Below are 13,647 nucleotides of genomic sequence, written 5' to 3' on the forward strand. Positions count from 1 at the left end.
TAATGATGTTATCCGAAGAAGATATTGAAAATTTGAAATGGGTTAATTACCGTATTCCTGATAAAGAAATAAATACACTTGTTTCTTTTATTGAGGGCTATCTTCTTGGTAAAAATGACAAGAAACTTATCAACTATATAAGTACATATTTAAATCAGGAACATCATATTAATATAGAATACACAACCTTAATAGAGCAAATAGATCACTATGCTTATAACCAAAACAAAAATCTTCTAGATGGTTTTTGTAGCCTATTACATGAAATATATCGATATAATGGGATACTAAAACAAGATTTGACTTTAGATTATAAGGATAAATTTGAAAAAATAAAAGAACCTATTAGTAAGAAGGTTTCTAAAGAAGAAGATATTCTAAAAGTAGGAGATTTCATTAAGTTAGGCGATATAATGCAAGAGGATTATAAACGAACTAAGTTTTATGATTCTTCAATTCGTAATCCTTCATGGGATTTATTTTATCCTTCAAAAAGTGACTTTAAATGTATCGCATTCTATTTTCAAGAAGATAATGAAATGAAGCTTACCTATTTCGGTAAAGTAAGACGTTTGTTTAGCAATAGTATAGTTAGAATTAATTCATTATTTATAGAAGATGGACAGTTAATTGCATATACCGATTTGTTTAGAATTGAAGTTGAAAAAGCATTAGAGCTAAACGAATTCGAAATTGTGGATTCTACTAAAAAACCTTTGGATTTATATGATTTAAATGAAAATATTAGTAATTATACAATGGGTTTTCTTGTTGGGTCACTTCAAAAGATAATTAATGATTGGAGTTTTAACAGTTTTTCTTCTTTTCATAAAAAATGGCATAATTATAATAGAGATGTTAATGGAAATTGGTATGCTGTCAGGGGATAATATCAAAAAGATTAAATAACAGAGATTAATTTTTTTTGGCACAAGTAATATTAATTATTGAATTATGAAAATAATAGCTGGAGAATTATCTGTAATTCCTACAAAAGAGGTTGATATTACACTAAAACAAATTCTCGATGAGTTTACAAAAATTAATCAAAACGAACTAAATTCATTTTTCGAAGAGAGATATTTTACCGGCTTTTCATTTTTAAGCAGTCAAGAACAAGTAAAAGAAGATTATATAATAAATAGAGAACTTGAGATTTTCTATACAAGGGGTATTTTTGCTGACGAAAAGTTTTTACTTTCTTTTTCGAATGAGGATAATTTTGATGACTTTTTTACAGCGATCGATTATTTATCAGATAACTGTTTCTTTTCTGAGGATTTACTTGATGAGTTATCTTCTAAAGCTCAAATGTTAAATGAAAAATATGATTTTAAATTTCGACATGGTTCTAGTAGAGTAGGTCTCTTATGTTTTACTTTAGTCTTATGCATAGCAAATTTAACAGAGGGAGTAATTAATACCGCCATCTTAAATATAGAAAATATTGGTAGCGGTAATTATCTTCCCAATCAATGGTTAGAGATTATTAAAGATATTATTTTAGATTATAACACTTAATCATCAAAAAAATAAACGAACTACTTCTGCAAAACCTATAGTAATCTTTAACTAAACCAAGATATATAATTTCGTAATAATTAATATACGACCGTATCCTTAAAAATTAACTAAATTCGCACCTTCAAATAACTTAAATAAACAATAATGAACCCAAATTTTCTAAAAACAATCCTAGCCATTAGTATGCTATGTTGTAGTAACTTAGCCACGAGTCAGGAAGCTATTAAAGATTCTGTACTGCTTGATATTCCCAATATAGGTAAATTAGGCGGTGCCCATATGCTTAATTGGGCATTAGATAAAGAAGAAAATAAAATCTATATATATGCCTATAGCCATGTCTCCGGATCTCAATTTATAAGTAGTGCAGAAGAGATGGAAGCGGCCAAAAAAGAACATGACAACAAAGGTTTTTTTGGTAAAATGTTTTCTTCTATGGCAAAAGACAATATGTATAATGATACGACCATTCCTGTAGTAATGGAAGGAGTTGTATCTACCGAAGATTTAACTGCTACCGAAACTAAACGAAATTTGTTTCATAAAATAGAGGAACTTTCCGAAGGAAAAAAGGTGTTCTTTAAACCCAAAGAAAATGTTATTGACATTACTGGTTTTGAAACGGGTACAGCGCTGGATTATCACTACAATGATCTTAATACGGCCTATAAGTATGCACCTCAATTAGATAAAGAGCTCTTGTCGTTAACCGAGATGAAGTTAAAAGGAGAAGGGTTGTTAGGGATAAAAAATATAAAGCCCTGGATGATAGAACGCAAGGCATTTTTTAGATACGTTCCTTTTAAAGGGTATATGAGTGAGACAGAAAAGAAAGATCTTATTAATCTTAAAGATAATCCAGAACTCGATGGGTACGAGGTAGTACGATATAGTGATAATGCGATAGGTAAAAATCATATCGTTTGGTTTGTTAAAGAGAAAGATGATTCTAATTATAAAATGTTGTCTTTTAATGAAGAAACGAAAGAGACTAAGATTCAATCTTTTGTATTTGATACACCCAGAAAGCCTAAAGTATTAAGTAAAATTGCTTACAATAAAGATTTAGAAGCGATGGGATTTGTTACTGTTTTTGGATACCATAAAAAAGGAAAAAAATCAGAGACGTATACAAAGACAGATTTTGATATACTATATACAGATGCCACCGGAAAAACAAAGTTTCAAACCAGGTTTTCTCACGGTACCGAAAAGAAATATAAGAGAGTAGTTTCGCCGATACTAATGATTGATCAAGGTGATAATACATTAAAATTTGTCAACAATCATCAATTATCCTTGTTGAGTAGTACATTCGAAATATTTACAATTAACCAAGAGGGTACACTAAATGTAGAAACATCAGAGGATTTTTTCAAAGTCGAAGGAGAAACAAAAAGAAACTACTACGATTATCTTGTAGATTTTAATTCTATTGATAAAATGGGCGATTATTATGTAATACGCAAAAATGATGTCAGAGAAACAAGTGTTCCGTCTAGTGATCCAAACAGTTCTCTTCCACAAAAAGTGACGTATTATAATGGATATAATTTTATCTTGCTAGATAATGGCTTTAAACCAGTTAAATTTGGAGCCTTACGATCATCTATAAACGATCAGGAAAGCTTCAGTTTTCAAGATATAGAATTGACAAATGATCGTTATGTAACTTTAGCAGAAAGAGCGGGGAGATACTTTCTTACTACGATTACTCCACAAGATGGTATTACAACCATTGGCTTAGATACAGAATATGGTAAAAAATCGTCATCAAAGCTTTATTTCGGAAGCTATATGCACGATTTTGCATTGGTTAATGAAGATAAAAAAGAGCTTTATATCCTTCATCAATATTACACCAAGGCGCAAACCGGTGAGAAAATTTTAGATAAAGCTGCAATTGTTAAAGTAGCGTACTAAGTATAACCATATACTACTTGTAAAAACAGATAAAAAAACCACTCCAAATAGAGTGGTTTTTTCTTTGAAATTTCCTTAATTTTTTGTTATTTCGCGCCTTCAATTTCTTTAGTATTAAGAAGTTGTGGGAAAAACAGAGTATAGCCTTTTTTTGATTAAAACCTACTAATGCAAAGCGTTTGAGAAAACTACTACTAGTATTCTTATTGATACCTCTTGTGTCTTTCAGCCAAACGCTGGACTATGAGACTATTACTCAAAGTAAGCCCTTTAAAGTTAGTGGGCAAATTTCTGCAAACGGGGTATATTACACATCCAATCAAAATAATAGTAGAGAGCCATTTACTTATTTTTTGCAAGGAGCTCTAAATATTAGTATTTATAGTTTTTCTATTCCGATATCTTATAGTTTTTCTAACCAAGGAGAAGACTTGGGATACCAATTGCCTTTTGATTTTAATCGTATAAGCCTGCATCCAAAATATAAATGGGTTACCGGGCATATTGGAAATGTAAACATGACATTTTCGCCATATACCTTAAGTGGGCATCAATTTACAGGAGGAGGAGTAGATCTTACACCGCCTGGTCCCTTAAAAGTTAGTGCTATGGCCGGTCGTTTGCTTAAAGCAACTAATGATGATGGAGATGCCAGAACAATCCCAGCGTTTAACAGAATGGGGTATGGACTCAAAACCAGTTATGAAAAAGAAAGGTATAAAATCGGAGTCATAGGTTTTTATGCTAAAGATGACCAAAATTCGATTGATTCTATTCCAGAAGCTAAAGGTGTGCTGCCTCAAGAAAACCTGGTGATTAGTGTAGAAGGAGAGGTTAAACTAGGAAAAAGTTTCAGTTTGCAAGCAGAATACGCTTCTACAGCCATTACCAGAGATACGCGGGCAGAAGAAACCGACCTTTCAGAGGTGTCACCAATAGCCGCCTTTTTTAATAATCGGGCCTCTACAGAGTATTATAATGCGTTGCGTACTAGATTAGGATACGCAATCGGAAGAATAAATCTTGGTTTGGGATATGAACGTATTGATCCGGGATATGAAACCCTTGGCGCATATTTCTTTAATAATGATTTCGAAAATATAACGCTCGATGTTTCTAATACTTTTTTTAAAGATAAACTTACCTTGGCCATTAATGTAGGGTATCAAAGAGATGACCTCGATAATTTAAAGGCCAATAATACCAATAGAACAATAGGGTCATTAAATGCTACCTTGGCAGTGTCTGAAAGGTTAAATATAGCAGGGTCGTATTCTAATTTTACAACATTCACCAATGTAAAACCAAATCAATTTGATGAGATTAATGATGCTGATTTATTAGATGAACAAATTGAAGATTTGGATTACAAACAGTTATCCCAGACGGCAACCATGACGATCAGTTATGGGCTTTCTCAAAAAGAAACATCCCGCCAAAATCTTACTCTGAATTATGCATTAAATGATGTGGCCAATGAGCAAGGCGGAATAGTAAGGCTAGGAGACGCATCTACTTTTCATAACATGAATTTAGGGCATACTATAGATTTTTCTGAAAGAAACCTTAGTATAAGCACGTCGGTAAATGGTACATACAATACGATTGGTCGTGAAGAAGCCACTACCTGGGGGCCTACCGTAAGTGTTGGGAAACGTTATTTTGAAAAAACCTTAAGTACACGACTTTCTACAGGATATAATACTTCAAATAGTAGTACAGCAAAAACAAATATAGCTAACCTAAGAGGTGCGGTGACTTATACGCTAAAAGAGAGACACAATTTCAATCTTAATGGAGTGCAATTGTTTAGAAGCGGCGGCAGTAATGGAGATTTAAGTGAGTTTACCGCTACTTTTGGATACAATTATGCCTTTGGATTGAAGAAACCTAAAATTAACTTCAATAAAAAACCAAAGAAACCGAAAAAAGATAATGATTCTATAAGGATTCAATATAGAAAATATCGTTTCGAAGGTTTACCAAAAGATATTACACCACAATTATTGGCATTACCAGAAAAAGAAGGGTTTGCTCATATTATAAGAGATCAAAAAGGCGAATTAAGTGACTTAGGAGAACAACTTAAAGAAACTGAAGAAAAGGATAAAAGAGTATATAAAGAAATTGGGATTAGCTACCTCAAAGCGATGGACGCATATTTTGATTTTGCAGAGTTCTATAATGAAAAGGTGTACGAAGCCTATTTGAAATTGGTACAAGAGGCTAGAGAGATTGATCGACAAATACGAGATGAATACACGGTGCTAAGTGCAAAAATTAATAGTGCAGAAGAGAAAGATCCTGAAGATCTCAAACGACAAAAAGTACTTGAAAAACGATATGAATCGCACACCATACTTTTACAATCGTTGATTAAATGGAATTTAAAACCACAAGATATCGAAAACCCAGAAGGGGATATCAAAGTGCTTAAAAAGCGAAATGCATCAAAAGTCTTCTCGATGTACCAAAATGAAAAGTCTGAAGAACATATCGTTAAGTTTATTGAAATACGATTGGCAGATATGTTTCATAAGCTATTGAAAGAGTAAAGAATGAATAAGACAGTAAGTAATGAGAAACTTCTACTCTTTTATTTATTAGTTTTTAAGTTAAATTCATAGTTTTGCGTATATGATACGCCAAAATATTAAAGTTGCAGTAGACGCTGTGGTCTTTGGGTACAAAGACAAAGCCCTCAATGTATTATTAATCAAAAGAAATATAGAACCTTATAAAGATTCTTGGGCATTACCAGGCGGGTTGGTTTTAGAACATGAAAGCCTGGAGCAAGCTGTAGAACGGGAATTAAAGGAAGAAACTAATGTAACTGTTGATTATATGGAACAGTTATATTCTTTTGGAGAACCTAATAGAGATCCAAGAAATAGGGTTATCAGTGTTACATATTTTGTGTTGGTAAAGCCAGAACATCATGATATCAAAGCTGATACTGATGCAAAGGACGTGGCATGGTTTGATATACAAAAGCTTCCAGAATTGGCATTTGATCATAAAACAATCTTAGAAAAGGCAAAAAAAAGACTACGAAGTAAATTAACTTATGAGCCTATTGGTTTTGATCTACTAGATGATAAATTCTTGTTTTCAGATCTAGAAAAGTTGTATATGACGATCCTGGAGAAGCAAATCGATCGAAGAAACTTCAGAAAAAAAATACTTAGCTTTGATATCCTAGAAGAACTGGATGAAAAAATATCTGAAGGTAGGGGAAGACCGGCTAACCTATTCAAATTCAATAAAAAACAATACTTCAAGCATCAGAAAGAGGGCTTCCTTTTTGATATTAAATAACAGTTTTCAATTAACGTCAGAGAGATTTAGATTATAATTTATTGTATTTTTTACGCAAAATATTTGGTAAAATCATTTTCGAAATATAAATTTGCGTAAAAATAACACAATAGTAATGTTTTTACATTTAGACCCTTTATTTACTCCATATGGTAAATCGATAGATTTTGAAACTTTCATTTTTAGTGGGGGAGAACCCCATATAAAAATACAAGAACAAGATATTGAAGATTCGGTAACGATTACACAGCGTATTAATTCTTTTAATGATTTGGGGTTGTTATTGATTGCAACAGATGCCTTGCGCAGAATGGATGTAAAAGTGATTAATGTTTTTATCCCATACTTTCCTGGAGCAAGACAAGATCGAGTTATGGTTTCAGGAGAAGCATTAAGCGTAAAGGTATATGCAGATATTATCAATGCTCAAAACTATAATAAGGTAACTATTTTTGATCCACATTCTGAGGTCACTCCGGCATTACTGAATAATGTAAAGGTAATTCAGAATTATGAGTTTGTGCAGCAGTGCTTACAAACAATAGATGAAGAAGTAGCATTGGTTGCACCCGATGGAGGGGCATTAAAAAAGATTTATAAAGTATCAGAGTATTTAGGTGGTGTAGAAGTCATAGAATGCTCCAAGAAAAGAGACGTTAAAACAGGTGAATTATCAGGTTTTAGGGTATATGAAAAGGACTTAAAAGATAAACATTGTGTAGTTGTAGACGATATCTGCGATGGGGGAGGAACTTTTCTTGGGCTTGCAAAGGCGTTAAAAGAAAAAAATGCGGGTAAGTTAAGTCTTATTGTTAGTCATGGGATTTTTAGCAATGGAACCAAAGAATTAAAGAAATCATTTGATAATGTATTTACAACGAATTCGGTTAAAAATATTGAAGAAGAAAAAGTTATACAGATAGAATTATGAAATACACATTACAAAATATACAGGAACAATTTAATAAGGGAAAAAGTTTAAAATATTTGTTCTTCTGGGGGCACACACCAAATAAAGATGGTAATATCGGTAAAAGCTGTTTTAGTCAATGGTGGTCATCTTCTTTTGAAGTTAAAGGCAGGACGTATAAAACGTCAGAACATTGGATGATGGCAGAAAAAGCACGATTATTTGAAGATGCAGACATTCAAAAACAAATAATTGCTTGTAATCATCCTATGGAAGCAAAACAATTAGGCAGAAAGGTTAAAAAATTTGATCCGCAGACATGGGATGAACATAAATATGAAATTGTAAAAGAAGGAAGTTTGTACAAGTTTTCTCAACACGAAGATTTAAAGGAGTTTCTATTGAATACAAAAAATAGAATAATCGTAGAAGCAAGTCCAAGAGACAGAATATGGGGAATAGGAATGAGTCAAAACAATGAAAAAGCGCAAAACCCAAACTTGTGGAGAGGGCAGAACCTCTTAGGATTTGCCTTGATGGAGGTGAGAGGTGAATTAAGTCTATAAATGACTTATTAAAAATTAGAAAATGAAACTACAATTAAAAAAATATAAAGAACAACAAAATGACTGGCCACAAAGTGGTTATCATATTATGGCACAGTACGATGCTGAGAAGATCATAGTATATCAATCGTATCGACCAGAGATTGGAAATTTTGCTACTCACAATCAATATTTTGGAGGCGCCTTTAGTTTAGAACGAATGACCTGGATAAAACCCAATTTTTTATGGATGATGTATAGAAATGGATGGGGAACAAAAGAAGGACAAGAAGTGGTGTTAGCCATACATCTAAAAAGGGAAGCTTTTGAAAATTATTTACAAAATGCTGTGTATTCTTCTTTTAAATCTGAATTGTATAAATCGTATGATTCATGGCAGGAAGATGTGCAACAATCCAATGTTAGATTACAATGGGATCCAGATCATGATCCGTATGGAGCTAAGTTAGAAAGAAGAGCGATTCAAATTGGGTTGCGAAATGAATTTATAAGGTCATATTCCAAAGATGATATCTTAGAAATAGAAGATATTTCTGATTTTATGAAAGAGCAATATGAGTTTGTGAAATCTAAAAACCTTGATGAACTTGTAATTCCGGATGAGAAACCATTGGTTTTTGAAAATGCGGAGTTAAACAAATATTTAATGTTGAAATGAAAGAGATAAATTATATAAAAGGAGATGCTACAGTTCCGCAAGCCAAAGGAACTAAGATTATTGTTCATGTGTGCAATAATCTTGGGGGTTGGGGAAAAGGTTTTGTGCTGGTTATTTCCAAAAGGTGGCCAGAACCTGAAAAATCTTATAGAGAATGGCATCGAAACCGAGCAAAAAATGATTTTGAGTTAGGAGCAATTCAGTTAATACAAGTATCTGATTATATCTATATTGGTAACATGATAGCGCAACAAGGAATGAAAACGGGTAGCAATGGAGTTCCTATTCGATATGAAGCCGTTAAAACATGTTTAGAAAAGATAGCTTTAGAAGCTAAGAAGTTAGAAGCAAGTATCCACATGCCAAGAATAGGTTGCGGGCTAGCCGGAGGAAAATGGGATAAAATAGAACCTATTATTAAAGAAACACTAATACAAAAAGACATAGACGTTTTTGTATACGATTTTAATTAAAATGAAAATAAATCATAAACATATAAGTAAATTTTTAAGTCTTATTCTAAGACATGATCCCGTTAAAATAGGATTACAACTCGATGAAAATGGCTGGGCAGATGTAAATGAATTACTAAATAAAACACAAAAACATCAGCCAAATTTGGATATTGACCTGTTAAATAAAATTGTTGAAACCAATGACAAAAGACGATTCGCTTTTAACGAAGATTGCACTAGAATAAGAGCAAATCAAGGGCATTCTATAAAAATAGACTTAGAATACAATCCTAAACAACCACCAGAGTTTTTATATCACGGTACCGTTGCAAAATTTATGGACGCAATCAGAGAAAAAGGTTTGCTAAAAATGAGCAGACATCATGTGCATCTCAGCGAAGAGAGAGATACAGCAACCAAAGTAGGAGCAAGAAGAGGAAAGCCATTTATTCTAACGATAAGATCTGGAGCAATGTATGCAAACGGTGCCGAATTCTTTCAATCTGATAATGGGGTATGGTTAACCGACAATGTTGAGTCAGAATATATTGAGTTTAAATGATATCAAAAAAAGAAAGATTTCTTGGGTCAATATTGCTAGGAGCAATAGGAGATGCAATGGGTAGTGCCTATGAAAATAAAATAAAACTGGATGATAATGTCTATTATCCTTTTGGAAAACCTAAAGAAGAAATTCCAAAGTGGAATATTACCGATGATACTCAGTTAACAATTGCCACTTGTCAAGCGTTTCTAGAAGATATTAATTTAGAACCGAATATATTAGTTAAATATTTTATTACGCTTTTTTCAAATGGAAAAATAAGAGGCATAGGAGGATCGACACTTAAAGCCTTTCAAGAACTTCAAGCCGGAGGGCACTGGAGTCAAGTGGGTAGAAGAGGAGAATATGCTGCGGGAAATGGTGCAGCCATGAGAATAGCTCCTTTAGCTTTCTTTAATCATATTTTAAGAGAACGAATAGAAGAAATTTGTTCGATAACTCATAAAAATACAGAAGCATATGTTGGAGCTTTATCGATAGTTCTGTCTATTAAACATATTATTAACCAAAATTGGAAAGATGACATAAGTCTAATGAAACTGATTATGAATGATTTACCAGATTCCAAAGTGAGAGATAGAATTATCGAATTAAACAATCTTTCGAAGACAATCTCCATAATAGAAGTGGCTAATCAATTTGGAAATGATGGATATGTTGTAAATTCAGTGCCTTTGGCAATCTTTTCCGCCAATAAGATTAAAGAACGGTCTATTGACTCTATTTTTGATGAATTAATACAAAGTAAAGGGGATACTGATACAAATTGTTCAATGACTGGGCATATTGTAGGTGCCTATATAGGCATAAACTGTGTGCCGCAACATTTATTGAACCAATTAGAGATGTTAGCAGAATACGATTGGGTTAGTAAAAATGCTGAAAAGTTAGGCGACAAATTATAAAATCATGAGAACACTTGTTATAGGAGACATACATGGCGGACATATAGCTTTACTTCAAGTGTTAGATAGAGCTGAAGTAACACCAGAGGATATCTTGATTTTTTTAGGAGATTACGTGGATGGATGGAGCGAATCGGCTGAGACCATTGAGAAATTAATAGAACTATCTCAATCCAATACTTGTATTTTCATTAGAGGAAATCACGACCTTTGGTGTGGGTTATGGTTGGATAAAGGTGCAACCAACCCAGTATGGTTAGCGCACGGAGGTAAAGAGACCATGAACAGTTATATACAATCCGGTTTTCTGACCAAAGATTCTCATAGAACGTTTTTCGACAACTTGCAGGATTACTATTTGGATGAAGATAATCGATTGTTTGTGCATGCAGGTTTCACATCTATGCATGGAGTAGGTAGAGAGGAATACGATTCTAATTATTATTGGGATCGAACGCTGTGGGAAGCTGCACTATTGGCCGAAAAAGTAAATAAAGAAGACTTAAAAGATAATCCTCCAAAGAGATTCGAGCATTATTCTGAAATCTACATAGGTCATACACCAACTACTAATTATGACCAATTTATACCTATGAAAGCCTATCATCTTTGGAATATCGATACGGGAGCTGCCTTTAAAGGTAAATTAACCATTATGGATATCGATACCAAAGAATTTTGGCAAAGTGATCCTTTACCATCTTTATATCCAACAGAGAAAGGGAGAAACTAATTTGTTTATCATAGTTTCTAAATATTTTATGTAAAAAATACGCAAAATACTTTGTGGTTTAAAAAGTGTAATCTATATTTGCGTATAAATAACACAAAATATTAAATAATGAATCCACTACTATTAACAGACGGTTACAAATTAGGTCACAGAGAACAATACCCAGAAGGAACTACATTAGTCTATTCTAATTGGACACCACGTAAGAGTCGAGTAGAAGGCGTTGATAATGTAGTGTTTTTTGGACTTCAATATTTCGTTAAAGAGTATTTGATTAAACGATTTAAAGAGGACTTCTTTAATCAACCTAAGGAAGCTGTTACTGCAGAATATAAAAAGTATGTTGATAATTACTTAGGAATAAATTATGATATTTCGCATATAGAAGACTTACATGATTTAGGATATCTACCTATAGAAATCAAAGCATTACCGGAAGGGACAGAAGTACCAATTAGAGTACCTATGTTCACTATGGTAAATACAAAACCAGAATTCTTTTGGTTAACAAATTACTTAGAAACTCTTTTGTCTAATATTATTTGGCAGCCATGTACTTCAGCTACCATTGCCAAACAATACAGAAAGATATTGATGCAATATGCCTCAGAAACTGATGAAGCAAATTTGGATTTTGTGACTTGGCAAGGGCATGATTTCTCAATGAGAGGAATGTCTGGAACCGAATCTTCAATACTCAGTGGTATGGCACATGCACTGGCTTTTTCGGGCAGCGATACACTTGCGGTAGCTAAGGCATATGAAACATTTTATAATACCGATGTAACCAAAGAACTAGTGATTGGTAGTGTAAATGCAACGGAACACAGTGTGATGTGTGCTGGTAGCAAGGATGACGAAATAGGTACGTTTAGAAGATTATTAGACACCTATCCAACAGGGATTTTATCTGTAGTATCTGATACATGGGATTTATGGAAAGTACTTACAGAGTACTTACCAATGTTAAAAGAAGAAATCCTTGAACGTGATGGAAAACTAGTGATCAGACCCGATTCTGGAAACCCTGTAGATATTACTTGTGGATGTCAACATGAAAATCCTGTAATAGCGAAGGGAGTAATTGAACTGCTTTGGGACGAATTTGGAGGAACCATAAATAAGCAAGGATATAAAGTTTTAGACCCCAAAATTGGTGCTATTTATGGTGACAGTATTACCATAGAAAGGGCAAAACAGATATGTGAACGCCTGAAGAAAAAGGGATTTGCCTCAACAAATGTTGTATTGGGTATAGGAAGCTTTACCTATCAATATAATACCAGAGATACTTTTGGATTTGCCATGAAAGCTACCTATGTTGAAGTGGAAGGTAAAGGCCGAGAGATATTTAAAGATCCTATTACCGATGACGGTACCAAGAAATCTGCTAAAGGTTTAATTCAATTATATAACGAAAACGGACACGTAAAATTTAAAGATCAAGTGTCTAAAGATGAAGAAAATGAAGGTTTATTACAAACAGTTTTTCTTGATGGTAAATTAATTGTTGACGACAATCTAATACGGATAAGAGAACGATTAATTAGTTGAATCATAAATAAAAAGAGAAAGTATAGATAACATGACAGAAAAAAATGAATATTATCATTAAACAAATAGAACTTATAGAAAGAATTGATAGACTGATTCGTTTGCAAGCCACTGGATCACCTGATGAATTTGCATGCAAATTAGGGATCTCTAAAACGAAACTATATCGTATCATTAAATTGATGAAACAACTGGAAGCCCCAATAGAATACAATTTTAACATGCAGAGTTTTGTATATGAAAAAGCAGTGGACTTTACGTTTGGCTTTTATTCAAAAGAGCGAGTAAGTGAACGTGTGAGCTGTTGATTTTTAATTAATTTTGAGAAACAGAATTAGGAAGAGCAATAGTATCTTTTGATGTTTATCCTAAAAAAAGAAATAGATAACATAAAGCAATTATTCTCCCCAATTTTGCTCCTGTACTATTTTAACAGTATCAAATACTAATTTTGTATATTCTTTTAGCGGTTGATTAAAAATAGCAATTACCTTCTCTATCACAAAAGCTTTGTTCTTTTTTGGAGTGGTGTATAT

The 13,647-nt window shown here is 32.9% G+C and carries 14 protein-coding genes; all 14 read left to right on the top strand.

Translation table 11 applies throughout. From position 1 onward, the window contains the following. Window positions 1-2: 2 nt before the first annotated feature. The 14 genes from ABW637_RS14390 (at window position 3) to ABW637_RS14455 (ending at window position 13,419) form a co-directional block, all read left to right on the top strand. A complete protein-coding gene (locus ABW637_RS14390; RefSeq protein WP_367585410.1) occupies window positions 3-890 on the top strand; it encodes a hypothetical protein in 888 nt (295 codons plus the stop codon). Window positions 891-954: 64 nt separating this feature from the next. Beyond that, complete coding sequence (locus ABW637_RS14395) at window positions 955-1,521, top strand: hypothetical protein (protein WP_367585411.1); 567 nt, start codon at window positions 955-957, stop codon at window positions 1,519-1,521. A 147-nt stretch (window positions 1,522-1,668) separates the two neighbouring features. After that, a complete protein-coding gene (locus ABW637_RS14400; RefSeq protein WP_367585412.1) occupies window positions 1,669-3,447 on the top strand; it encodes a hypothetical protein in 1,779 nt (592 codons plus the stop codon). Between the two features lie 179 nt (window positions 3,448-3,626). Further along, window positions 3,627-6,002, top strand: coding sequence for a porin family protein (locus tag ABW637_RS14405; protein WP_367585413.1), 2,376 nt, complete (start codon window positions 3,627-3,629; stop codon window positions 6,000-6,002). An 82-nt stretch (window positions 6,003-6,084) separates the two neighbouring features. After that, on the top strand, window positions 6,085-6,765 hold the full coding sequence (locus ABW637_RS14410; RefSeq protein ID WP_367585414.1) for an NUDIX hydrolase: 681 nt from the start codon (window positions 6,085-6,087) through the stop codon (window positions 6,763-6,765). A gap of 115 nt (window positions 6,766-6,880) precedes the next feature. Beyond that, window positions 6,881-7,696 carry a ribose-phosphate diphosphokinase gene (gene prs, locus ABW637_RS14415; RefSeq protein WP_367585415.1) on the top strand — a complete coding sequence of 272 codons (816 nt, stop codon included), beginning with the start codon at window positions 6,881-6,883 and terminating at the stop codon, window positions 7,694-7,696. Continuing rightward, the gene (gene ybiA / locus ABW637_RS14420; RefSeq protein WP_367585416.1) at window positions 7,693-8,241 is read left to right on the top strand and encodes a riboflavin biosynthesis intermediates N-glycosidase; all 549 of its coding nucleotides are present in this window, start codon (window positions 7,693-7,695) and stop codon (window positions 8,239-8,241) included. Before prs ends, ybiA begins: the two co-directional genes overlap by 4 nt. A 22-nt stretch (window positions 8,242-8,263) precedes the next feature. Continuing rightward, the gene (locus ABW637_RS14425) at window positions 8,264-8,899 is read left to right on the top strand and encodes a DUF4291 domain-containing protein (protein WP_367585417.1); all 636 of its coding nucleotides are present in this window, start codon (window positions 8,264-8,266) and stop codon (window positions 8,897-8,899) included. Next, window positions 8,896-9,372 carry a macro domain-containing protein gene (locus tag ABW637_RS14430; RefSeq protein WP_367585418.1) on the top strand — a complete coding sequence of 159 codons (477 nt, stop codon included), beginning with the start codon at window positions 8,896-8,898 and terminating at the stop codon, window positions 9,370-9,372. The genes ABW637_RS14425 and ABW637_RS14430 overlap by 4 nt, the downstream gene beginning before the upstream one ends. A gap of 1 nt (window position 9,373) precedes the next feature. After that, window positions 9,374-9,916, top strand: coding sequence for an RNA 2'-phosphotransferase (locus ABW637_RS14435; protein WP_367585419.1), 543 nt, complete (start codon window positions 9,374-9,376; stop codon window positions 9,914-9,916). Beyond that, window positions 9,913-10,824, top strand: coding sequence for an ADP-ribosylglycohydrolase family protein (locus ABW637_RS14440; protein ID WP_367585420.1), 912 nt, complete (start codon window positions 9,913-9,915; stop codon window positions 10,822-10,824). The genes ABW637_RS14435 and ABW637_RS14440 overlap by 4 nt, the downstream gene beginning before the upstream one ends. A 4-nt stretch (window positions 10,825-10,828) precedes the next feature. After that, window positions 10,829-11,557, top strand: coding sequence for a metallophosphoesterase family protein (locus ABW637_RS14445; RefSeq protein ID WP_367585421.1), 729 nt, complete (start codon window positions 10,829-10,831; stop codon window positions 11,555-11,557). A gap of 108 nt (window positions 11,558-11,665) precedes the next feature. Beyond that, entirely contained in the window at window positions 11,666-13,111 is a 1,446-nt protein-coding gene (locus ABW637_RS14450; RefSeq protein WP_367585422.1) for a nicotinate phosphoribosyltransferase, read from the top strand. Window positions 13,112-13,155: 44 nt separating this feature from the next. Further along, window positions 13,156-13,419 carry a hypothetical protein gene (locus ABW637_RS14455; RefSeq protein ID WP_367585423.1) on the top strand — a complete coding sequence of 88 codons (264 nt, stop codon included), beginning with the start codon at window positions 13,156-13,158 and terminating at the stop codon, window positions 13,417-13,419. The last annotated feature ends 228 nt before the right edge of the window (window positions 13,420-13,647 follow it).

It is taken from the genome of Aquimarina penaris (assembly GCF_040786285.1).
Classification (GTDB): Bacteria; Bacteroidota; Bacteroidia; order Flavobacteriales; family Flavobacteriaceae; genus Aquimarina.

What these genes read in the sequence shown, in the direction of transcription:
- ABW637_RS14390 (WP_367585410.1), top strand. Translation starts at nt 3, where the DNA reads ATGATGTTATCCGAAGAAGATATTGAAAATTTGAAATGGGTTAATTAC.
- ABW637_RS14395 (WP_367585411.1), top strand. Translation starts at nt 955, where the DNA reads ATGAAAATAATAGCTGGAGAATTATCTGTAATTCCTACAAAAGAGGTT.
- ABW637_RS14400 (WP_367585412.1), top strand. Translation starts at nt 1,669, where the DNA reads ATGAACCCAAATTTTCTAAAAACAATCCTAGCCATTAGTATGCTATGT.
- ABW637_RS14410 (WP_367585414.1), top strand. Translation starts at nt 6,085, where the DNA reads ATGATACGCCAAAATATTAAAGTTGCAGTAGACGCTGTGGTCTTTGGG.
- prs (WP_367585415.1), top strand. Translation starts at nt 6,881, where the DNA reads ATGTTTTTACATTTAGACCCTTTATTTACTCCATATGGTAAATCGATA.
- ybiA (WP_367585416.1), top strand. Translation starts at nt 7,693, where the DNA reads ATGAAATACACATTACAAAATATACAGGAACAATTTAATAAGGGAAAA.
- ABW637_RS14425 (WP_367585417.1), top strand. Translation starts at nt 8,264, where the DNA reads ATGAAACTACAATTAAAAAAATATAAAGAACAACAAAATGACTGGCCA.
- ABW637_RS14430 (WP_367585418.1), top strand. Translation starts at nt 8,896, where the DNA reads ATGAAAGAGATAAATTATATAAAAGGAGATGCTACAGTTCCGCAAGCC.
- ABW637_RS14435 (WP_367585419.1), top strand. Translation starts at nt 9,374, where the DNA reads ATGAAAATAAATCATAAACATATAAGTAAATTTTTAAGTCTTATTCTA.
- ABW637_RS14440 (WP_367585420.1), top strand. Translation starts at nt 9,913, where the DNA reads ATGATATCAAAAAAAGAAAGATTTCTTGGGTCAATATTGCTAGGAGCA.
- ABW637_RS14445 (WP_367585421.1), top strand. Translation starts at nt 10,829, where the DNA reads ATGAGAACACTTGTTATAGGAGACATACATGGCGGACATATAGCTTTA.
- ABW637_RS14450 (WP_367585422.1), top strand. Translation starts at nt 11,666, where the DNA reads ATGAATCCACTACTATTAACAGACGGTTACAAATTAGGTCACAGAGAA.
- ABW637_RS14455 (WP_367585423.1), top strand. Translation starts at nt 13,156, where the DNA reads ATGAATATTATCATTAAACAAATAGAACTTATAGAAAGAATTGATAGA.